The organism is Massilia eurypsychrophila (assembly GCF_002760655.1).
GTDB lineage: Bacteria > Pseudomonadota > Gammaproteobacteria > Burkholderiales > Burkholderiaceae_D > JAFCUW01.
Window position 1 is genome coordinate 199,284 of sequence record NZ_PDOC01000002.1, and the last position, 19,061, is coordinate 218,344.

Annotated in this window: 20 protein-coding genes; 8 read left to right on the forward strand and 12 right to left on the reverse strand. The window is 65.4% G+C overall.

Annotation, left to right across the window (positions count from 1 at the left end; translation table 11 throughout):
• Positions 1-76: 76 nt before the first annotated feature.
• Positions 77-1,498, reverse strand: a complete 1,422-nt coding sequence (locus tag CR105_RS03745) for an IgA Peptidase M64 (RefSeq protein ID WP_099787099.1) — start codon at positions 1,496-1,498, stop codon at positions 77-79.
• Between the two features lie 111 nt (positions 1,499-1,609).
• The gene (locus CR105_RS03750) at positions 1,610-2,863 is read right to left on the reverse strand and encodes a cyanophycinase (protein ID WP_229413610.1); all 1,254 of its coding nucleotides are present in this window, start codon (positions 2,861-2,863) and stop codon (positions 1,610-1,612) included.
• Positions 2,864-3,219: 356 nt separating this feature from the next.
• Here CR105_RS03750 and CR105_RS03755 point away from each other — a divergent pair, with 356 nt between their 5' ends.
• The gene (locus CR105_RS03755; protein WP_099787100.1) at positions 3,220-4,338 is read left to right on the forward strand and encodes a succinylglutamate desuccinylase/aspartoacylase family protein; all 1,119 of its coding nucleotides are present in this window, start codon (positions 3,220-3,222) and stop codon (positions 4,336-4,338) included.
• A gap of 18 nt (positions 4,339-4,356) precedes the next feature.
• Here the strand turns inward: CR105_RS03755 and CR105_RS03760 are convergent, their stop codons facing one another.
• Positions 4,357-4,782: a GNAT family N-acetyltransferase gene (locus tag CR105_RS03760; protein WP_229413612.1), complete on the reverse strand. Its 426-nt coding sequence runs from the start codon at positions 4,780-4,782 to the stop codon at positions 4,357-4,359.
• 302 nt (positions 4,783-5,084) lie between these two features.
• On the opposite strand from CR105_RS03760, the gene argH reads away from it, so the two are divergent.
• The 3 genes from argH to CR105_RS03775 are packed head-to-tail and all read left to right on the forward strand — an operon-like array spanning position 5,085 to position 8,729.
• Complete coding sequence (gene argH, locus CR105_RS03765; RefSeq protein WP_099787102.1) at positions 5,085-6,482, forward strand: argininosuccinate lyase; 1,398 nt, start codon at positions 5,085-5,087, stop codon at positions 6,480-6,482.
• 18 nt (positions 6,483-6,500) lie between these two features.
• Positions 6,501-7,076, forward strand: a complete 576-nt coding sequence (locus tag CR105_RS03770; RefSeq protein WP_229413614.1) for a TRAP transporter small permease subunit — start codon at positions 6,501-6,503, stop codon at positions 7,074-7,076.
• A 36-nt stretch (positions 7,077-7,112) separates the two neighbouring features.
• Positions 7,113-8,729, forward strand: a complete 1,617-nt coding sequence (locus tag CR105_RS03775; RefSeq protein ID WP_099787103.1) for a TRAP transporter large permease — start codon at positions 7,113-7,115, stop codon at positions 8,727-8,729.
• Between the two features lie 72 nt (positions 8,730-8,801).
• Here CR105_RS03775 and CR105_RS03780 read toward each other — a convergent pair whose 3' ends face one another.
• Together CR105_RS03780 and CR105_RS03785 are read right to left on the reverse strand one after the other, a co-directional pair.
• Positions 8,802-9,269, reverse strand: coding sequence for an RcnB family protein (locus CR105_RS03780; RefSeq protein ID WP_131021605.1), 468 nt, complete (start codon positions 9,267-9,269; stop codon positions 8,802-8,804).
• Positions 9,270-9,794: 525 nt separating this feature from the next.
• Positions 9,795-10,577 (reverse strand): EAL domain-containing protein, encoded by a 783-nt coding sequence (locus CR105_RS03785; protein ID WP_099787105.1) that lies wholly within the window; start codon positions 10,575-10,577, stop codon positions 9,795-9,797.
• A 156-nt stretch (positions 10,578-10,733) separates the two neighbouring features.
• On the opposite strand from CR105_RS03785, the gene CR105_RS03790 reads away from it, so the two are divergent.
• From CR105_RS03790 to CR105_RS03800, 3 genes are all read left to right on the forward strand, one after another.
• A complete protein-coding gene (locus tag CR105_RS03790) occupies positions 10,734-12,452 on the forward strand; it encodes a DUF1800 domain-containing protein (RefSeq protein ID WP_099787106.1) in 1,719 nt (572 codons plus the stop codon).
• A 10-nt stretch (positions 12,453-12,462) separates the two neighbouring features.
• Complete coding sequence (locus CR105_RS03795; protein ID WP_099787107.1) at positions 12,463-13,851, forward strand: DUF1501 domain-containing protein; 1,389 nt, start codon at positions 12,463-12,465, stop codon at positions 13,849-13,851.
• 97 nt (positions 13,852-13,948) lie between these two features.
• A complete protein-coding gene (locus tag CR105_RS03800) occupies positions 13,949-14,614 on the forward strand; it encodes a TolB-like translocation protein (RefSeq protein WP_099787108.1) in 666 nt (221 codons plus the stop codon).
• A gap of 13 nt (positions 14,615-14,627) precedes the next feature.
• Here CR105_RS03800 and CR105_RS03805 read toward each other — a convergent pair whose 3' ends face one another.
• Complete coding sequence (locus CR105_RS03805) at positions 14,628-15,212, reverse strand: hypothetical protein (RefSeq protein ID WP_229413616.1); 585 nt, start codon at positions 15,210-15,212, stop codon at positions 14,628-14,630.
• Between CR105_RS03805 and CR105_RS03810 the strand changes: the two genes are divergently transcribed.
• Positions 15,211-15,537, forward strand: coding sequence for a hypothetical protein (locus tag CR105_RS03810; protein ID WP_131021604.1), 327 nt, complete (start codon positions 15,211-15,213; stop codon positions 15,535-15,537). The two genes, CR105_RS03805 and CR105_RS03810, sit on opposite strands and share 2 nt — an antisense overlap.
• A gap of 12 nt (positions 15,538-15,549) precedes the next feature.
• On the opposite strand, the gene CR105_RS03815 is transcribed toward CR105_RS03810, so the two are convergent.
• The 6 genes from CR105_RS03815 to soxX are packed head-to-tail and all read right to left on the reverse strand — an operon-like array spanning position 15,550 to position 19,060.
• Positions 15,550-16,803, reverse strand: a complete 1,254-nt coding sequence (locus CR105_RS03815) for an NAD(P)/FAD-dependent oxidoreductase (RefSeq protein WP_099787111.1) — start codon at positions 16,801-16,803, stop codon at positions 15,550-15,552.
• Complete coding sequence (locus tag CR105_RS03820; protein ID WP_099787112.1) at positions 16,800-17,102, reverse strand: c-type cytochrome; 303 nt, start codon at positions 17,100-17,102, stop codon at positions 16,800-16,802. The genes CR105_RS03815 and CR105_RS03820 overlap by 4 nt, the downstream gene beginning before the upstream one ends.
• A 13-nt stretch (positions 17,103-17,115) precedes the next feature.
• On the reverse strand, positions 17,116-17,877 hold the full coding sequence (soxA, locus tag CR105_RS03825) for a sulfur oxidation c-type cytochrome SoxA (protein WP_099787113.1): 762 nt from the start codon (positions 17,875-17,877) through the stop codon (positions 17,116-17,118).
• Positions 17,878-17,879: 2 nt separating this feature from the next.
• Positions 17,880-18,203, reverse strand: a complete 324-nt coding sequence (gene soxZ / locus CR105_RS03830; RefSeq protein ID WP_099787114.1) for a thiosulfate oxidation carrier complex protein SoxZ — start codon at positions 18,201-18,203, stop codon at positions 17,880-17,882.
• On the reverse strand, positions 18,204-18,650 hold the full coding sequence (locus CR105_RS03835) for a SoxY-related AACIE arm protein (RefSeq protein WP_099787115.1): 447 nt from the start codon (positions 18,648-18,650) through the stop codon (positions 18,204-18,206).
• Complete coding sequence (gene soxX / locus CR105_RS03840) at positions 18,647-19,060, reverse strand: sulfur oxidation c-type cytochrome SoxX (RefSeq protein ID WP_099787116.1); 414 nt, start codon at positions 19,058-19,060, stop codon at positions 18,647-18,649. Before soxX ends, CR105_RS03835 begins: the two co-directional genes overlap by 4 nt.
• Between the last annotated feature and the right edge of the window lies 1 nt (position 19,061).

Genomic DNA, 19,061 nt, shown 5'->3' on the forward strand with positions numbered 1-19,061 from the left:
CTGTTCCCTCCCTAAACGTGGCACAGCGGTAGTCGGTTGACACGCGGCCATATTTACATTGATGCCAGCAATCACCCTACTTTCGACCGCCCGCACGGGCGTAGAGGTCGATAATGGTGCTGATGCCGTCCTGGCAGACGTTACAAAAAGTTTCACTTCGGTCAAACATGATGCACTGCATCTCGGAGCGGTAGTAACCGGTCGCCTCGTAGTTGGCCCCTTCGAAGGCACCGACGGCATGCCGGTGCGGCGCGGGCGAAAACAAGGCGTTGGTGTGCGCCAGGTCTTCGCGAAACAGCGCGCTCATCTCCGACTCCGGCCGGTTCGCCTTGCGCAGCGCCGCCCGGCGTGCCTGGTAGGCGCGCGAGTTTTCCTCGTAGGTCGCTTTCGGCCACGGCGTCGGCAGCGGCGTGCCGGCCTTGACGTGCCGCTTCCATTTCAGCTTGGCCGGGTCGCGCAGCGCCGTCACGTTCGGCTCCCACGGCTCGACGCGGGCGCCGCCCGTTGCGTAGGCTACCGGCGACGTGTAGTACTCGTCGGCCAGGCCGGCGAAATGGTGGCCGAATTCGTGCACGAACAGGTAGTTGGCCCAGTCGTTGCCAGCCGCCGCGGTGCTGAACTGGCCGAAGATGCCGCCGCCGCCGTAGGTGTCGTTGTTGACCAGGATTTCGATGAACTCGTACGGCGCGTGCTGGGCGATGTCGCGCAGCGCGCGGTTGTCGAGCGTGAGCACATAACGCTCGCTGCCGAAAATATCGTAGCGGCTGCCCAGCGCCGACGCGCGGTGCACGCCAGTCGACGGGCGCGACACGCCCGACTCCTGGGTCGGCACCGCCATGCCCCAGACGTTGAAGTCGGCCGCGCGCTCGCGAAACGGCGACACCTTGAACAGGTGATCGGCCAGGCGCCGCGCGTCGGCTTCGAACTTCGGCATGTCGGCGGCGGTGTAGCCGTCGCCGAGGATCAACAGGTCGACCTTGTTCGGCGACGGACCGCTGACCCGGATCGGGATGGTCGGCGCCGGCGCCGGCGCCTGCTTGCGGACTACCTCGGGCGCGGCGCTGTCGACGTCGACGCTCCACACCACCGAGAACTGGTTGCGCTCGTCGCGCTTGAGGATGCGCACCCGCACCGGCTTGTCCTGCTGCGGAAAGCGCACCGACTCGTGGAAGCCGCGGCTCATCCTGATCGCTTCGTCGGTGGTGCGCCACTCGCCGAAGATGGTGGAGAAGCCGCGCGAGTACAGCAGGTCGCCGGTCTTGGCGTCGACCACTTCGACGCGGTTCTGGCCGCGGTCCGTGTTGTCGAGGTTTTGCGCCAGGTTGCCGGGCCATGGCAGCGGTTCGACCAGCACGCGCTCGATGGCGTAGGTGTCGGACAGCGCGTTGCCGCTGTGGAGGTAGTCGACGCGGATGGTGGCCGGCGCCTGCGCGTGGGCCAGGCCGGCGGCAGCCAGCGCCAGCGCGCCAGCCAGGTAACGTAACAGGGACACGGCCATGGGTACTCCTCGCGGGATTAAGAATGAGCAGCATTGTAATCCCGGCCGCGAGGCCATCAACGTATTAGAAACGTAAAACCAGGGAACCTCCGCGGAAACGACGCTGTACGATTAGTCGCGGCCGTTTTGCGCCACGCGGCCGCGCTCCTGCTTGTACTGGTACAGCGGCAGCCGGATCTGGATCGGCCGGATGTCGAGCCTGACGTTGTAGACCGAGTAGGTCTCCGACGCGGCCGACAGGTAGCCGACGCTGTCGCGGTCGCGGCTGAAGCGGAACTCGAAGCCGAGATCGGGCTGCACGCTGCGCGGACTACCGAGCGTGAGGCCGATCGCTTCCGGCTGGTCGCTGTCGATCAGCTTGCCCATCAGGTCGACCACCGTCGTGTTGCCGAGGATGTCGGCATTGAACAGCGGCTCGCGATAATACGGCCTGGCCGGATCGAGCTTGCCGTCGGCTTTATCGGCCGACGGCGTGAACGCGCCGCTGGCGATGTTGAAGCGGTCGCCGCTATCAAGATAGCTCACCTTGGCGTTCGACAGGTTGAACGCGCCCGGCTCGGTGCTGGCCGAGCCCAGGTCGATCAGCAGCGCGCCCTTGTAGCCGATCACCTCGACCTCGCGCGTCGGGCCGACCACCATCGCGGTGTTCTCGTCGATGCCCAGTCCCAGCTTGTAACCCTTCTTGAGCATGGCCGGCAGCATCCGTGCAAAGCGCCCGCGCACCAGCAGGTGCTGGTCGATGAAGACGTCGTCGCCGATGAAGCCGAGTCCCGGCGCAATCTCCTGGCCTTCGGCCACGCCCTGCTTGAGGGTAGCCAGCACCGTCTTCGGCTCGTCGAACATGGTGCTGCTCATGATGGCGGCGCCGGCGCTGGAGCCGGCGATCACGCCGCCCTTGCGGTACATGTCCCACAGCGCTTCGAGCACCAGCGAATTGCTGCCGTCGGGGCGGATCAACGCGCGCGTGATGCGGCCCTGGTCGCCGCCGGCGAAGTAGGCGCCGCCGGCGCTGCGTACCTGCGCGGCGAGCTTCGAATCGTCGGCCGCGGCGAGGTAATCGGTGCCGGCCAGCTTGACCGCGACCGGGATGAAGAAGGCGTCGGCGCCGTAATGGTCGAGCAGCCCCATATTGAATTTGGCGGCCTTTTCGGGACTCGCCGACGCCGACGCGAACACGGCGATGCGGGCCCCTTCGCCGCCGGCCAGCTTGACGATGCGCTCCCAGACAGCGGCGTTGTCGGCACGCAGGGCGCCGCCGATGATCACCAGCGAACCTTTGGGACTGGCCGGCGCCGGCGCCGCCTGCGCGCTGGCGCCAGCGGTCAGGGACATCACCAGCGCGACGCGGCAAAGGAGGGAGAACATGATGCTTCCTTCAAAAAAAAGTGAGCAGTTCGCTCACCCGTCGGCCTCGCAGCTGTCAGCGCCGCGCTGGTGCAGGAGGTGCACTCAGGCGCAGGCGCGGCGGCCACGTTTGTCCGTGTTAGTCGGGTCATAGCCTATTGTGAAATATACACTTCGCCGAAGAAGCACGTCGCCATGCTCAGCACACCTAGGTTACTCGCCGCCATGACCGGCTGTTTGCCACTGCGCAAACCATCCAATAGCGGCCGAGCTATGTAGTTACGTCGCCTCCCGCCGCGCGCGTGCGGCCTTGTCGATCCGCCAAGAGATATGCCACACTGTGCGCTGATCCTTAACACCAGGCACCAGGCACCATCATGCAAGCACACCGACAGCAGATTTCCACCACCGCGGGCGGCGGCAGCTACCAGCTGGCCAGCTTCCACTTCGGCACCCCTGGCCTGGGCAAAAAGGTCTACATCCAGGCGGCGCTGCACGCCGACGAAGTGCCCGGCATGCTGGTGTCGCAATTCTTGCGCACCGAACTGACGGCGCTCGAAGCGCAAGGCAAGGTGCTCGGCGAGATCATCCTGGTGCCGGCGGCCAATCCGCTCGGCCTGGCGCAGGCTATCCATGGCGCGCCGTTCGGCCGCTTCGACTTGTCGACCGGCACCAACTTCAACCGCGCCTACAAGCACGTTGCCGACGACCTGAAGGTGTCGCTTGACGGCGAGCTCGGGCCGGACGCCGCGGCCAACGTCGCGCTGCTGCGCGAACACGCCCGCGCGTCGGTGGCGAACTGGCAGCCGACCACCGATGCCGAAGCGCTCAAGAAGATTTTGCTGGGGATGGCGATCGACGCCGACATCGTGCTCGACCTGCATTGCGATAACGAAGCCGTGGTGCACATCTATACCGGCACGCCGCTGGCCGACGCGGTGGCGCCGCTGTCGGCGCTGATGGGCGCGCACGCGGTGCTGCTCGCGCTCGAAGCGGGCGAAGAGCCGTTCGATGAAGCGTGCAGCCGGCTGTGGTGGGATCTTGCCGCCCACTTCGGCCCGGCGTTCCCGATTCCGCCGGCCTGCCTGTCGACGACGGTCGAACTGCGCGGCGAGATGGATGTCGGCTACCAGCTGGCGCAACAGGATGCGCACGCGCTGCTGCAGTTTCTCGGCCACAGCGGCGTCATCGACATCGCGCTCGAGGCGCTGCCGGCGCCGCTGTGCGCGCCGACGCCGCTTGAAGGCGTCGAGCCGATCGTCGCGCCGCATGCGGGCGTGCTGGTGTTTCTCAAGCAGCTGGGCGACGTCGTCGAAGCGGGCGAGGCCATCGCCGACCTGATCGATCCGGTCAGCGGCGAGGTGAGCACGCTGCGCCCGACGGTGCCTGGCGTGTTCTTTGCCCGCACCGCCCATCGCCACCTGCTGCGCGGCATGGCAGTCGGCAAAATCGCCGGGGCGAAGGCGTTCCGCGCCGGCAAGCTGCTCAGCTCCTGAGCGCTGGCTGGCGGCGCGCTACGACACGTAGATGTTCGGGAAGTAGCGTTCCATCAGCGTTTCCGGCCGCTGCGGCGGGGCGAAGCCGAACTTTTCGTACAGGCCGTGGCAGTCGCCGGTGGCCAGCGTGAAGCGGCGCAAGCCTTGCAGGCTGGGGTGGTTCATCACCGCCTCGAGCAGCTCTTCGGCGAAACCGCGGCCGCGATATTCGGGTATGACGAACATGTCGACCAGGTTGCCGAAGGTGGCGAAATCGGTCACCACCCTGGCGAAGGCGACCTGCCGGCCATCGACATAGCCGCCGAAGCAGAGCGAGTTTTCGATCGCCCGGTCGACGATGGCGCGCGAGATGCCCACCGCCCACGACGACTGCTCGCTGAGGAACCGGTATATCAGCGGAACGTCGAGCTCCGACCGGTCTGTATTGATCTCAAAACTGGACATTAAAGTCATCCTGCAAAAAAACCAATTCTACCGTCGTTTGCGTCGCCCGGATTGGCAGAATAGCGCTTCGCGCAAAAGAAATTCGGCTTCGTTGACGCAGCAGAAGATTCGGTCAGCGGCTTTTCACGTAGCGGGCGCCAGTGGTCCGATCAACGGCGGGGGCCGGTGGCCAAATCAACTTTGGCGACGGCCTTGCGGTGAGCGAGCCTCCACACCCATCCATATTCGGCCATTTCCCCTCGAAAGTCACGCCCAGCCTCCTTCCTTGTTTATAATCAGGTAAATCACATAGGCCTCACATCATGACCGCACAATTCTCCAACAAGGGCGAAGCCTGGTCGGCGCGCTTTTCCGAACCCGTCTCGGACCTCGTCAAACGCTACACCGCCTCGGTATTTTTCGACAAGCGCCTCGCCATGGTCGACATCGAAGGCTCGCTGGCGCACGCCGAAATGCTGGCCGCGCAAGGCATCATCAGCGCTGCCGACCACGCCGAAATCGAGCGCGGCATGGCCCAGATCAAAAGCGAAATCGAAGCCGGCAGTTTCGAATGGTTGCTCGACCTCGAAGACGTCCACCTGAATATCGAAAAGCGCCTGACCGAGCTGGTTGGCGACGCCGGCAAGCGGCTGCACACCGGCCGCTCGCGCAACGACCAGGTCGCAACCGACATCCGCCTGTACGTGCGATCCGCCATCGACGACATCGTCCTGCTGCTGCAGTCGCTGCGCGGCGCCCTGACCGACCTGGCCGAGCAGCACGCCGACACCATCATGCCGGGCTTTACCCACATGCAGGTGGCGCAGCCGATCACCTTCGGCCACCACATGCTGGCCTACGTCGAGATGTTCGGCCGCGACGTCGAGCGCATGCAGGATGCGAGGAAGCGCGTCAACCGCCTGCCGCTCGGCGCCGCCGCGCTGGCCGGCACCACGTTCCCGATCGACCGCGAACGCGTCGCCCGCACGCTCGGCTTCGACGACGTCTGCCACAACTCGCTCGACGCCGTCTCGGACCGCGATTTTGCGATCGAGTTCTGCGCCGCCGGCGCGCTGGTGATGATGCACATCTCGCGCATGTCGGAAGAACTGGTGATCTGGATGAGTCCCCGGGTCGGTTTCATCGACATCGCCGACCGCTTCTGCACCGGCTCGTCGATCATGCCGCAAAAGAAAAACCCGGACGTGCCGGAACTGGCGCGCGGTAAAACCGGCCGCGTCTACGGTGACCTGATGGGTCTCCTGACCCTGATGAAGGGCCAGCCGCTGGCCTACAACAAGGACAACCAGGAAGACAAGGAGCCGCTGTTCGACACTGTCGACACCGTCGTCGACACCTTGCGCATCTTCGCCGACATGGCCGGCGGGATCACCGTCAAGCCGGAAGCGATGCGTGCGGCCGCGCTGCAGGGCTATGCCACCGCGACCGACCTGGCCGACTACCTGGTGAAAAAAGGCCTGCCGTTCCGCGATGCCCACGAAGCGGTGGCGCGCGCGGTGCGCGCCTGCGACGACGCCAAATGCGACCTGTCGGAAATGTCGCTCGAACGGCTGCGCGACTTTTCGCCGCTGATCGGCGACGACGTCTTTGCCGTGCTCACGCTCGAAGGTTCGGTTGCCGCGCGCGACCATGTCGGCGGCACCGCGCCACGCCAGGTACGCGCCGCCATCGCGCGCGTTCGCGGCCAGCTGGCCGACTAACGAAATCAGGAGACGTCCATGTTCATGTCCATCTCGCGCGCGATCGATAAGCTCAACGAAATGATCGCCGGCGCCGTCAGCTGGGCGCTGCTGATCGCGGTGATCATCTGCACCGGCAATGCGCTGGTGCGCTACACCTTCAATTTGAGTTCGAACAGCTGGCTCGAGATCCAGTGGTACCTGTTCGCGGCGGTGTTCATGCTGGCCGCCGCGCACACGCTCAAGCGCGACGAGCATGTGCGCATCGACGTCGTCACCAGCCACTTCTCGAAACGCACCCAGGTCTGGATCGACCTGTTCGGCTACCTGCTGTTCCTGCTGCCGGTGTGCCTGATCGTCATCTACTACGGCATCCCGTTCGCGCGCTACTCGATCAACACCGCCGAGATGTCGAGCAGCGCGGGAGGCCTGATCGTCTGGCCGGTCAAGCTGCTGGTGCCGTTCGGCTTCGTGCTGCTGCTGCTGCAGGCATTCTCCGAGATCATCAAGCGCATCGAGTTTTTGGCCGGCCGCATCGACGGCCACGAATTCGCCAAGCACGTCACCACGCCGGAACAAGAAATCGAAGCGATCAAGTCGGCCAACCAGCTGTAACGCACGATCGCACAATAACAAAGTACCCGGGGACACATGGAACAATTCATCATCGCCAACCTCGCGCCCATCATGTTCGGCGCGCTGGTCATCTTCCTGCTATCGGGCTTTCCGGTTGCGTTTTCGCTGGCCGCCAACGGCCTGTTTTTCGGCTTCGTCGGCATTGAACTGGGCCTGCTCAAGCCGGAACTGCTGCAGGCGCTGCCGAACCGGATCTTCGGCATCATGTCCAATGACACGCTGCTGGCGATCCCGTTCTTCACCTTCATGGGCCTGATCCTCGAGCGATCGGGGATGGCCGAAGACCTGCTCGACACCATCGGCCAGCTGTTCGGCCCGATCCGCGGCGGCGTCGCCTACGCGGTCATTTTCGTCGGCGCCCTGCTCGCCGCCACCACCGGCGTGGTGGCCGCATCGGTCATCTCGATGGGCCTCATTTCGCTGCCGGTGATGCTGCGCTATGGCTATGACAAGCGGCTCGCTTCCGGCGTCATCGCCGCTTCCGGCACGCTCGCGCAGATCATTCCGCCGTCGCTGGTGCTGATCGTCATGGCCGACCAGCTGGGCCGCTCGGTCGGCGACATGTACCGCGCCGCCTTCGTGCCTGGCCTGCTGCTGACCGGGATGTACGCCGGCTATGTGCTAGCGCTGTCGATCCTGCGCCCGACCTACGTGCCGGCGCTGCCGCTCGAAGCGCGCAACCTGCGCGAACCGAATGGCGACAGCGGCGTGCGCTCGCTGCTGGTGCTGGTGACGGCGACGGTGGCGATCGGCTACGGTTTTAATATGTGGTACGGCGCCACGCATCCGACCATGCCGGGCGACGAACTGGGTATCTTTGCCGCCGCCGTGGCGATCGGCGTGGCGTTCGTGTTCGCGCTGGCGAACCGCTACCTGAAGCTGAACCTGTTGTCGCGCATGGCAGAGAAAGTCGTGTTCGTGCTGATTCCGCCGCTGGCGCTGATCTTCCTGGTGCTCGGCACCATCTTCATCGGCATGGCCACGCCGACCGAAGGTGGCGGCATGGGCGCGGCCGGCGCCATGCTGCTGGCCATTGCCAACCGCCGCCTGAACTGGAGCCTGGTGCGCCAGGCGATGCATTCGACGACGCGGCTGTCGGCGTTCGTCATCTTCATCCTGATCGGTTCGACCGTGTTTTCGCTGGTGTTCCGCGGCGTGAACGGCGACCTGTGGGTCGAGCACCTGCTGACCAGCCTGCCGGGCGGGACCACCGGCTTCCTGGTGGTCGTCAATATCATGTTCTTCCTGCTGGCGTTCTTCCTCGACTTCTTCGAGCTGGCATTCATCCTGGTGCCGCTGGTGGGCCCGGTGGCCGAGAAGCTTGGCATCGACCTGATCTGGTTCGGCGTGCTGCTCGGCGTGAACATGCAGACCTCGTTCATGCACCCGCCGTTCGGCTTCGCACTGTTCTACCTGCGCTCGGTGGCGCCGAAGGAAGTGAAGACGTCCGACATCTACTGGGGCGCGATTCCATTCGTGGTCATCCAGATCATCATGGTGACGCTGATCATCGTCTTCCCGCAACTGGTGTCGATCGAGAAGAAGATCGACATGAAGGAGCAGCTCGAGCTGAAGATCGACGTGCCGGTGCAGGAAGAGGCGCCGCCGCCGTCGTACGATCCGGGCGGCTGAAGAATGCGCTCCTGAAATGCAAACTGGCTGCCCGAAGGCAGCCAGTTTTGTTTCAGCGACTGCCTGTGCCGCTTAATTATTCAACAGCACCTGGGCGATGATGCCGGTGGCGATTGCCGCCAGCACGTAGTCGTTGTTCGCCTGCACCCAGTGGTAGCCGCGCGGAGGCGTGCTCAGGTGGCGTCCGCGCCAGTCGTTGACTACGTAGCGGCTTCCGCGGTATTCCTGCGGCAGGTAGGCGCCGCGGCGCATTTCGTGGCGATAACCGTTGTGGCGGGCGCCGTAGTAGGCCTGGTTCGAATGACCGTAGTTGCTGCCGCGATAGCGGTCGTCGCGGTCACGGCGGTCGTTGCGATCGTGGCGGTCATGGCGGTCGCCACGGTCATTACGGTCGCCACGACCCTGGTAACGGTTCTGGTCGTCGCTGCGCTGCACGTGCTGGTTGCGATCGTTGCCGGAGTCGTAGCGCTGCGCGAAAGCGGGAGCACTTGCCATCATGCACACGGCCATCAGGCCCGAGATAACAGTTTTGGTGTTCATAAGGATCCCTTGGTAAGTTAAACGGAGGACATCCGCTTTGCTGCACTAACGAATCCATTAGACCTTTTTATTTGCCGCCGATCTATGGCGTCCTAGTAAGCGACGTTACAAGACGTATCTGACTGTCAAGTCAGTAATTACAACCGTCGTGGCGAGAAGCTGGTGTCTTGATCCCAAAACCCTCCAAAACCCCCGGGGTCAGTGCCGGCAAACGCACACGGGCCCATCAGTTGCCGAGGCGCCGGCGCTTAGCGACGAGTTCGTGTACGAATGCCGGCACTGACCCCGCTGGATAGACGTTGTTGAGAACAGCTATTGCCACGCAGTTTCAGAAAAAAAGCCAGGGTCAAAAGCAAGGGTCAGTGCCGGCAAACGTACACAGGCACATCCGTTGCTGAAGGTACCGGCCCTTAGCGACGAGTCCGTGTACGTTTGCCGGCACTGACCCCGCTGGAGAGTTAGCCTTAGCGACGAGTCCGTGTACGTTTGCCGGCACTGACCCCGCTGGAGCGTTGTGATGAACAGCTATTGCCAGGCCGTTTCGGCGATTACGCCGAGGCCCTGGAAGACCGGCCGGCAGAAGAAGTAGCCTTGCATCAGGTCGATGCCGGCGTCGCGCAGGAAGTCGCGCTCGGCCGCCGTTTCGATGCCTTCGGCCACTATCCGGATGCCCAGCTCGCGGCACATCGCGGTGATCGCCCGCACGATGGCCTGGCGCGGCGCGCTGCTGTCGATGCCGCGCACCAGGTCCATGTCGATCTTGATGATGTCGGGCTGGTAGTCGGCCAGCAGATGCAGCCCGGCATAGCCGGCGCCGAAGTCGTCGATCGCGGTCTGGAAGCCGAATCGCTGGTACTCACGGAAGATGGTCATCAGGTGCGCACGGTCGCGCACCCGCTCGCCCTCGGTCACCTCGAAGATGATCTGCTCGACCGGGAAATTGTGCGCGCGCGCCGCTTCCAGTGTGCTGCGGATGCACACCTCCGGCCGGAATACGGCATTGGCAAGGAAGTTGATCGACAGCCGTTCGCGCATGCCGAGCCGGGCAGCACCGGTAACCGCCTTCACCCGGCACGCCTGGTCGAAGCGGTAGATATTCGCCGGCGTCACCTGCGACAGCACGCTGGCGGCCGATTCACCACTCGGCCCGCGCACCAGCGCCTCGTGGGCGTAGATGGTGCGGCTGGCGCAATCGACGATCGGCTGGTATGCATACTCGAACTCGAACCCGACGGGTTCGCCATCGCGGCAGCCTGAACAAGCAGTTTCCGCAGCCTGCTGTACCAACGCCGGCACGATATGAATCATTCAATGCCTCTTCTTTAACCAACAATGTTAGCGGAGCCGCTACCGAAAGGCGCAAACTATTGTATAGCACACATACTTACAAATTGCCCGTTGGCATCTTGAACGCGTTGATCTACCATTAGTTCAGCTTGCTTACTTCACCAACCTGGGCGCCCCATGGAAGAGATCGAATCGACAACCGAGTCCTTACTCGAGCGCGACAGCGCCGTGCCGGCCCGTGGACTTGCCGCCATTGTCGGCGGCGCCCTGGTCAGCGCCTGCGGCGGCGGCGGCGGCGCTTCCTCGCCGGCGCCGACGCCATCGCCTTCCCCAACACCAGCGCCGACTCCCGTGCCGCCGCCGGCCGAAACCATCACGCCAGCGCAGGCGTCGCGTTTCCTGGCGCAGGCCTCGATGGCCGCGACGCGCGAGCAGATCGCCCGCGTGCAGGCCGTCGGTTACGCCGGCTGGCTCGACGAGCAGTTCGCGCTGGCGCCGTCCGCTTCGCGCTGGGACTGGCTGGTGTCGAAGGGACTCGACGCGCTCACCAACAAGAACGGCGAGGCCGGCGCCGATCCCGTCATCTGGCGCCACATGCTGACGTCGCCCGACACCTTGCGCCAGCGCGTCACGCTGGCGCTGTCGGAAATCCTGGTCGCGTCGGTGTCCGGCTTCAACGGCGGCTGGAAAGCGTTCTCGGCGGCCGCCTACCTCGACCTGCTCGAAGGCCAGGCGTTCGGCAACTACCGCACCTTGTTGCAGCAGGTCTCGACCAGCGCGCCGATGGGCGAATACCTGACCTTCCGCGGCAACCTGAAGGCCAACGCCGGCACCGGCGCGCTGCCCGACGAAAACTATGCGCGCGAAGTGATGCAACTGTTCACTATCGGCCTGGTGCAGCTGAACCTCGACGGCACGGCGAAACTGGTGGCCGGCGCGCAACAGGAAACCTACGGCCTGGACGACATCGGCGGCCTGGCGCGCGTGTTCACCGGCTGGAATTACGATCTGGCCGGCGGCGACACCAACACGCCGGCCTTCAAGAAGCGGCCGATGGCGGTGACCTCCTCGCGCCACGAGACCGGCAGCAAGACCTTTCTCGGCACCACGATTGCGGCCGGCACCAGCGGCGACGACAGCCTGCGCATCGCGCTTGACACTATCTTCGCGCATCCGAACGTGGCGCCGTTCATCGGCCGCCAGCTGATATTGCGGCTGGTGTGCAGCAACCCGAGCCCGGCCTACGTCACGCGCGTGGCGAGCGTGTTCAACAACGATGGCGCCGGCGTCAAGGGCAACCTGAAGGCGGTGGTCAGGGCAATCCTGCTCGACGATGAAGCGCGCAACGCCGCGCGCACGGCCGATCCGGCCTTCGGCAAGCAGCGCGAACCGATCCTGCGGCTGGCGGCCTGGGCACGCGCGTTCAAGGTCACGTCGTCCGGCAACGCCTGGAACATCGGCAACACTTCCGATCCGGCCAGCCGCCTCGGCCAGAGCCCGCTGCGCGCGTCGAGCGTGTTCAACTTTTTCCGGCCGGGCTACATTCCGCCCAATAGCGCGATCGGCAGCGCGGGCCTGGTGGCGCCGGAGTTCCAGATCACCAACGAGTCGAGCGTGGTCGGCTACGTCAACTTCATGCAGAACGCCGTCAGCCGCGGCATCGGCGACGTCAAGGCCGACTACAGCACCTTGATCCCGCTGGCCGACAATCCGCAGGCCCTGCTCGACGAGCTGAACCTGCTGCTGGCGGCCGGCCAGCTGTCGGCCGCAACTGTCGCGCTGATGCGCGGCGCGCTGGCCACCATGGCGTCCGGCACCGATGCGGCACGCCTGAACCGGGTACACGCGGCGCTGGTGCTGGTGCTGGCCGCGCCCGAATTCATCATCCAGAAGTAAGGACACCGCCATGCACAACAATCAATCGCGCCGCGCCTTTCTCAAGCGCGCGTCGGCACTGTCGGTAGCGGGCGTCGCCGCGCCGTGGGCCCTGAACCTGGCGGCGATGGCCGAAGCATCCGCCGCCACGGCGAGCGACTACAAGGCGCTGGTGTGCGTGTTCCTGTACGGCGGCAACGACTACGCCAACACGCTGGTGCCGTACGACGGCGCCAGCTACGCCGCCTACCAGCAGATGCGCCCGAGCTTCGCCTACGCCCACGCGGCGCTGTCGCCAACCGTGCTCAAGCCATCGGCCACGCCGCTCGACTCGTCCGGCACGGCGCACACCTACGCCTTGGCGCCGGAACTGGCACCCTTGCTGCCGCTGTTCGATGCCGGCCGGTTGGGCGTGATCCTCAATGTCGGCACCTTGGTGCAGCCGACCACCAAGCTGCAGTACACCAGCAAGTCGGTGAAGCTGCCGCCAAAACTGTTTTCGCACAACGACCAGCAGTCGGTGTGGCAATCGTCGTCACCGGAAGGGGCCACGTCGGGCTGGGGCGGGCGCATCGGCGACCTGTTCGAAAGCGGCAACGGCAACGCCACCTTCACCTGCGTCAACGTGTCCGGCAATGCCGTCTTCATGTCCGGCAAATCGGCGGTGCAGTACCAAGTGTCGACCGGCGGCTCGGTACCGCTGGCCGGGCTGAAGGCGCCGTTGTTCGGTTCGAGCGCGTGCTCGGAGGCGCTGCGCACGCTGGTCAGCCAGCCGCGCGCGCACTTGCTGGAGCATGAATACAGCCGCGTTACCAAGCGCTCGATCGACGCCGACACCGTGCTGACCGGGGCGCTCGCATCGAGCCCTGCGCTCGCCACCGCCTTCCCGGCCGGCAACAACCTGGCCGACCAGCTGAAGATGGTCGCGCGCATGATCTCGGCCGGCCCGGCATTGGGCGCCAAGCGGCAAGTATTTTTCGTCTCGATGGGCGGCTTCGATACGCATGACGCCATGCTGACAGCGCATCCAGGCTTGCTCGGCGGCGTGGCCGGCGCACTGGCCGCATTCCAGCAGGCGACAGTCGAACTCGGCCTGGCCGACAAGATCACGACGTTTACCGCGTCCGATTTCGGCCGCACGATGAGCGGCAACAACGACGGCTCCGACCACGGCTGGGGGAGCATGCATTTCGTCATGGGTGGCGCGGTCAAGGGCCAGCGCTTCTACGGCACCGCGCCGGTTGTCGCCAATGGCGGGCCGGACGATGTCGGCCAGGGCCGGCTGCTACCGACCACCTCGGTCGACCAGCTGGCGGCCACGCTCGGCAAGTGGATGGGCGTGTCCGACAGCGACCTGCTCGGCATGTTGCCAAGCCTGGTCAACTACAACGCCAGCGCGCGCAATCTCGGTTTCGTCTGACTGTTGCGGTCCCGGTTACAAACCGCGCATATTCACGCCGCAATAAGCGCTACCATCGGCTTGCGAGGGCAACCGCCTTCGCTTTTTTGAGGTCAACATGCCGCTGCCGCGCTACATCGCTCCATTGGTTTTCATGCTGGGCGCCGCGGTGCCGCCTACCGGCGCAACCGCGCAGTCACCCGCCGAACAGGAAGTTTTGCAAGCTGTCGCGCCATTGGCGTCGCGTCAAGGCGCGATGCTGACGCTGAAAATAGCCGGCAACAAGCGCGTCCAGCTACGCTCAAAGAACGGCTGCGACGAAGGTCCCGACGATTGCCTGATCTATGAGCTGCTGGGGCTATCGCCCGATCGGCGGTTTTTTATTGTCGAGATGCGGGCGTACGAATCTGTTACCCAGGTCTGGATCGCCAGGGCAAGCGGCAAGCGGGTCGACGTGTACGCCGAAACGCATGTGTCGCCAGATGGGACGCGCATCGTTACCGCAAATCCATCCGAGTACGGCAGCACGAACGGCGTCTTCCTATGGGACGTTTCCGAACGCGGCCTGACGGAACGATTTCGTTTCGAGCCGGACGAGTACGCGCTGTACAGCTTCGTGCGCTGGAGAAACCGGGATAGCGTCGACCTGATGAAGGTCGCGCACGCCGACGCAACCCTGTGCCCCGCTTCGCAACTGATGGAGTCGCCGGCGCAACTGGTGAGGGTCGGTGGCAAATGGGTGCTACACGATCGCATCGACCGGCAGGCGGTGTCCTGCCAGTGACGCGGTCAGGCTGTTAGCGCAGTCCGCCGGCGCTGACGAAATACTTGCGCGCGTGCGCGAGCAGCTCGCCATTGCTCGGATGATCGACCGTCTCGACAGCCTTGATCTTCTCGGCCAGGGCCGGCATGGTCGCGGTCAGATGGCTGACAAATACGGTTTTTTCCTGGGCAGGGCCAACCACCAGGATCTGCTGTGCGTCCGTCAGGGCAGCGGCGATGTCGTCGAAGAAACGCGTGTTGTCGTCTTCGTTGGCATGGGTGTCGCCGTGGCGCTGGTGCGGATGCGGATGGGTCGAGTGGGTCTTCATCGACTCCGAATCGGCTGCATCGGCGTTGAAATGAATGACTTGCGCTTTGGTATGATCGATCCAGACGACGGCGTTATTGAATGACATGATTTCTTTCGTGGTGTAGCTTGGGGTGTGGTGACGTCGCAGCGGCGTAAAAACAGCCGTGGGAAGAAATGCCGCCCCGCCTGTTCGGCGTAGCGGCAACCCCACCATACTAAGCGCATGCCGCCTTCTGATCCGTTCGGTACCACACACCAGCGTGGCCGAACGGACAACAATTTCTTTGATTGGAGTGATCTTGATGCGCATGCAGAACTTATTCATTGCCGCCCTGCTCGGCTTTTCCACCCTAAGCCAGGCCCAGGCGCAATCGCCGAACAAGCCGACGCCCGAACAGATGCAGACGACGCTGGACGCCGGCATGGTGTCGATGCTGCCGATGCTGGCGCGCATGTCGGAAGTGCAGATGGAGGCACAGGTCAAGTTTGCGGCGCGGCCGGAGACGGCCGAGCGCATCGCCACGTTCAAGAAAAACCTGTTCGACGCGCTGCGCAGCAAAGGCTTTACGGCCGAGCAGGCGATGCAGATCACCAATTCGACGCCGCTGCCGACGATGTCAGCGCTCGGCAAGTAAAGTCGCCCCGTCCTAGCCGAGCGTGTCGTCCCAGATGTTGCGCGCCCAGTTCATCGCATACGTGCCTTCCAGTTCGCTGGCGCCGGCCGACACGCCGCCCGAACCGGGCACCACCAGCAGCGTCTTCCTGGCCGCATCGTAGGCGTGCACCGACGCCACGTGGATCACTTCGCGGTCGTTGACGAAGCTATAGCAGGTATTGGTCAGCATCGGCGCCGGGTTCGGCGCGCGCCCGCTCAGCAAGTCCACCACCGCGCCGGCGCACACCTTGGCGTGCTGGTTCGCCATGTGCGCCGACTTTGGCATCAGCGGCGCGGCCTGGATGGCGTCCCCCAGCACGTGCACGTTTTTTACCTGCGTCGATTCGAACGTCAAGAAGTCGACTTCGCACCAGCGCTTGCCGACGCCGGCGTCGATGGCGATGCTGCCGGCGCGCTGCGGCGGGATCACGTTCAATACGTCCGCGCTGACCTTGTCGCCCAGCTCGGAGATTGCGGTGCCGCTGGCCGCGTCGACGTCGACCGCATGAAAGCTTGGCCGGTATTCGATAATGCCGGCAAAGCGCGTCGCCCAGATTTTCTTGAACAGCGCGCCCTTCGACACCACGTCTTCGTTGGCGTCGAGGATCAGCACCTTCGACTTCGGCTTGGCGACGCTGAAGTAGTGCGCCACCTGGCAGGCCCGCTCGTACGGGCCGGGCGGGCAGCGGTACGGCGCCGGCGGAATCGTCAGCGCGAACACGCCGCCGTCAGGCATCGCCTGCAGTTGCGCGCGCAGCGCCGCGGTCTGGGCGCCGGCCTTCCAGGCGTGCAGCACGCGCTCCTGCGCGCCTTCCTCTTGCATGCCGGGCAGCTGGTCCCACAAAAAATCGACGCCGGGCGAGAGCACCAGCCGGTCGTAGCGCAGCGACTGGCCGCCCGCGAGCAGCACCGATTGTCTGGCGGCGTCGATGCGCTCGGCGCGGTCGCGCACGATGCGCACGCCCTGCGCCGCCAGCGCCCCGTAACCGAGCGTGATGTCGGCCATCGACTTCGAGCCGCCCAGCACCAGGTTCGACAGCGGACACGACACAAAAGCGGCGTTCGGCTCGACCAGGGTGACGTCGATCGCACCTTCGCTCCACAGCCGGATATATCTGGCGGCAGTCGCGCCGCCGTAGCCGCCGCCGACCACCACCACGTGGCGCCGGCCGCCAGCGCCGATGCTGGCGCAGCCGGCCAGCGACACCAGTGCGCCGATGCCGCCGATGAACTGGCGCCGCCTCACTTGCGCCGCTCCGCCGGCTGCGCCGCCAGGTAGGCGGCGATCAGTTCGATCTGTTCGTCGCTGTAGCCCTTGGCAATCTGCTGCATGATGGTCGCATCGCGCGTGCCGGCCTTGAACGCGCGCATGCTGTCGGCCAGCGCGTCCTTCGGCTGCCCGGCCAGCCTTGGCAGCACGCCGCCGCTGCCTGCGCCGGCGGTGCCGTGGCAGGCCGCGCAGCTGGCATACAGCCGCTGCCCATTGCCGGCGGCATGCGACGCCGCGGCGGCAGCGCACAGCATCAGGAACGCGAGTAGTTTCATATCAGGTCCTCCATTACGGCCGCACGCCAGGCGCTTCCAGTTTCATCCCCTTGTCGCGCGCCGCCAGGTACACCTCGAGGTCGACCAGTTCCTGCGCATTGAAGGCGGGGACTTCGGCGCGCACGCCGCTCATGCAGTTGCGCAGCCGCCGCTGCAGCGATCCCATGCCCTGCCATTCGAGCCGGTAGATCGGATAGGCCAGCGCGTGCCCCTGCGGGATGGTGCTGCCGCCCAGGCGGTTGCCCGCATTGCTGTCATGGCACTGCGCGCACGACAGGTTCAGCTGGCCGATGCGCTGGGCGAACAGGCGCTGGCCGCGCTCGCGCGCCGGCTGCAGGCGCGGGTCCGCCGGCGGCGCCTGCGGCATGCCGCGCGACTGCAAGGCGATGTAGCTTTCGATGCCGAGCAGCTCTTCGCTCTCGGCGCGCAGGGGCTCGGCCTGCTGCTGATTGACGCGGCACTGGTTGATCCTCTGCCCCAGGTTGAGCGCCGCCTTCGTGCGCGTGTCGAACGCCGGATAACGCGCCGCCACGCCGCGCATGCTGACCTTGGCGTCGCCATGGCAGCCGGCGCACGACTGCTCGCTGCGGCCGGCCTTGCGCAGCCACAGCGCCTCGCCGCCGCCGACCCACAGCATGGCCGGGTTCTGGGTGTCGTCGCGCTGCATCGCCTGCGTCGACGGGTTCATGAATTCGGCGCCGGACTTGCGCGTGTCGCCGGCATGCACCAGCGCGGCGCACAGCAGCAGGACCATCACACCCAGGCGCGCCGGCATGATTACGCCGCCACCGTGATCGGCATGGTTGCGGTCTGCGCGAAGCCGCGGTCGCCCTCCCATTTGAATTCGAGCGCGCCACTGTCGGTGGCCACCGTGTAAAAGGCGATGTACGGATTGGCCGAGATGGCCGGATGCAGTTCGGCCGCGAAGACAACCTCGCCGTTGTAGCGGCAGGTGAAGCGGCGGATGATGTCGCGCGCCAGCACCTTGCCGTCGGCGCCTGGCCGAAAGCCCGTCTCCATCGGATGGGCGATCAGGACGCGGATCTCGATCACCTCGCCGCGTTTGGCGGTGGCCTGCATGTGGATCAGGGCGCGCGCCATTTATGCCTCGCCTTCGATGCAGGCCGCCAGCGCCACCACCACGTCGGCGCTGTGCATCCAGCAGCTGCCGTCGCTCATGCGCGCCAGGGCCACCAGCTTTTGCGAGGTGGCCATGCGGATGCGGGTGGAAACCTGGGCCCTGCCGGCGCGCGGTCCGAGCGTGAACACCGCCACGCCGGTTTCGGGATTGCGTTCGTTGAAGATCGCGATCGCGGCGACATGGTCGGCGGCGGTCATCGGGCTGTCGACCCGCACCGCGACTGGAACGGTGTTGCCGTTGTCGACCAGGGTGGCGACCTCCAACGTGACCCTGCCGACCTTGGGCGCGGCGCCGCCGGTAAAGGCGTTGATCGCGGCCGCCATTTCTTCCGGCGTGGCGGCGGCCGGACCGACGAGGGCCAGCGCGCCCAAGCCCGCGAGTACCTGGCGGCGGCGCTGGTCGATCATGGCGCCGTCCTCAGGGTTTGCAGGTAAGCGACAACGTCTTCCACCTGCTGGGCCGAGAGGATGGTCTGGTTTTGCAGGGCGGCCGGCGTGCGCGCAGCACTGCCGGGCTTGAAGTACGACGGCATGATGGTCCCCGGATTAAAAGTACTGGCGTCGACCATCCGCATGCGCAGCTGGGCGGCCGACCAGCGCGCGCCGGCGCCGTGCAGCGGCGGCGCCAGGTTGCCCTGGAAGCGCTCCTCCGGAATCGGCCCGCTGTGGCACAGCAGGCACAGGCCCAGCTGGCGGTTGGCGACGATCGCCCGCCCGCGCACCGCGTCGCCAGGTTCGGCGGTGAGCGGCGCGGCGATGCCGCTGGCCTCGGCCCGCACCGAGGCGCAGGCAAACCACAGGCCAGCGAGCACGCGCACG

Excerpts from the sequence above, each read along its gene's own strand:
- CR105_RS03785 (WP_099787105.1), bottom strand. The coding sequence starts at position 10,577 with ATGATTCATATCGTGCCGGCGTTGGTACAGCAGGCTGCGGAAACTGCT.
- CR105_RS03775 (WP_099787103.1), top strand. The coding sequence starts at position 7,113 with ATGGAACAATTCATCATCGCCAACCTCGCGCCCATCATGTTCGGCGCG.
- CR105_RS03795 (WP_099787107.1), top strand. The coding sequence starts at position 12,463 with ATGCACAACAATCAATCGCGCCGCGCCTTTCTCAAGCGCGCGTCGGCA.
- CR105_RS03755 (WP_099787100.1), top strand. The coding sequence starts at position 3,220 with ATGCAAGCACACCGACAGCAGATTTCCACCACCGCGGGCGGCGGCAGC.
- CR105_RS03790 (WP_099787106.1), top strand. The coding sequence starts at position 10,734 with ATGGAAGAGATCGAATCGACAACCGAGTCCTTACTCGAGCGCGACAGC.
- CR105_RS03745 (WP_099787099.1), bottom strand. The coding sequence starts at position 1,498 with ATGGCCGTGTCCCTGTTACGTTACCTGGCTGGCGCGCTGGCGCTGGCT.
- CR105_RS03750 (WP_229413610.1), bottom strand. The coding sequence starts at position 2,863 with ATGTTCTCCCTCCTTTGCCGCGTCGCGCTGGTGATGTCCCTGACCGCT.
- CR105_RS03800 (WP_099787108.1), top strand. The coding sequence starts at position 13,949 with ATGCCGCTGCCGCGCTACATCGCTCCATTGGTTTTCATGCTGGGCGCC.
- soxA (WP_099787113.1), bottom strand. The coding sequence starts at position 17,877 with ATGCCGGCGCGCCTGGGTGTGATGGTCCTGCTGCTGTGCGCCGCGCTG.
- CR105_RS03760 (WP_229413612.1), bottom strand. The coding sequence starts at position 4,782 with ATGTCCAGTTTTGAGATCAATACAGACCGGTCGGAGCTCGACGTTCCG.
- argH (WP_099787102.1), top strand. The coding sequence starts at position 5,085 with ATGACCGCACAATTCTCCAACAAGGGCGAAGCCTGGTCGGCGCGCTTT.
- CR105_RS03820 (WP_099787112.1), bottom strand. The coding sequence starts at position 17,102 with ATGAAACTACTCGCGTTCCTGATGCTGTGCGCTGCCGCCGCGGCGTCG.
- CR105_RS03810 (WP_131021604.1), top strand. The coding sequence starts at position 15,211 with ATGCAGAACTTATTCATTGCCGCCCTGCTCGGCTTTTCCACCCTAAGC.
- CR105_RS03770 (WP_229413614.1), top strand. The coding sequence starts at position 6,501 with ATGTTCATGTCCATCTCGCGCGCGATCGATAAGCTCAACGAAATGATC.
- CR105_RS03805 (WP_229413616.1), bottom strand. The coding sequence starts at position 15,212 with ATGCGCATCAAGATCACTCCAATCAAAGAAATTGTTGTCCGTTCGGCC.
- CR105_RS03780 (WP_131021605.1), bottom strand. The coding sequence starts at position 9,269 with ATGAACACCAAAACTGTTATCTCGGGCCTGATGGCCGTGTGCATGATG.
- soxZ (WP_099787114.1), bottom strand. The coding sequence starts at position 18,203 with ATGGCGCGCGCCCTGATCCACATGCAGGCCACCGCCAAACGCGGCGAG.
- CR105_RS03835 (WP_099787115.1), bottom strand. The coding sequence starts at position 18,650 with ATGATCGACCAGCGCCGCCGCCAGGTACTCGCGGGCTTGGGCGCGCTG.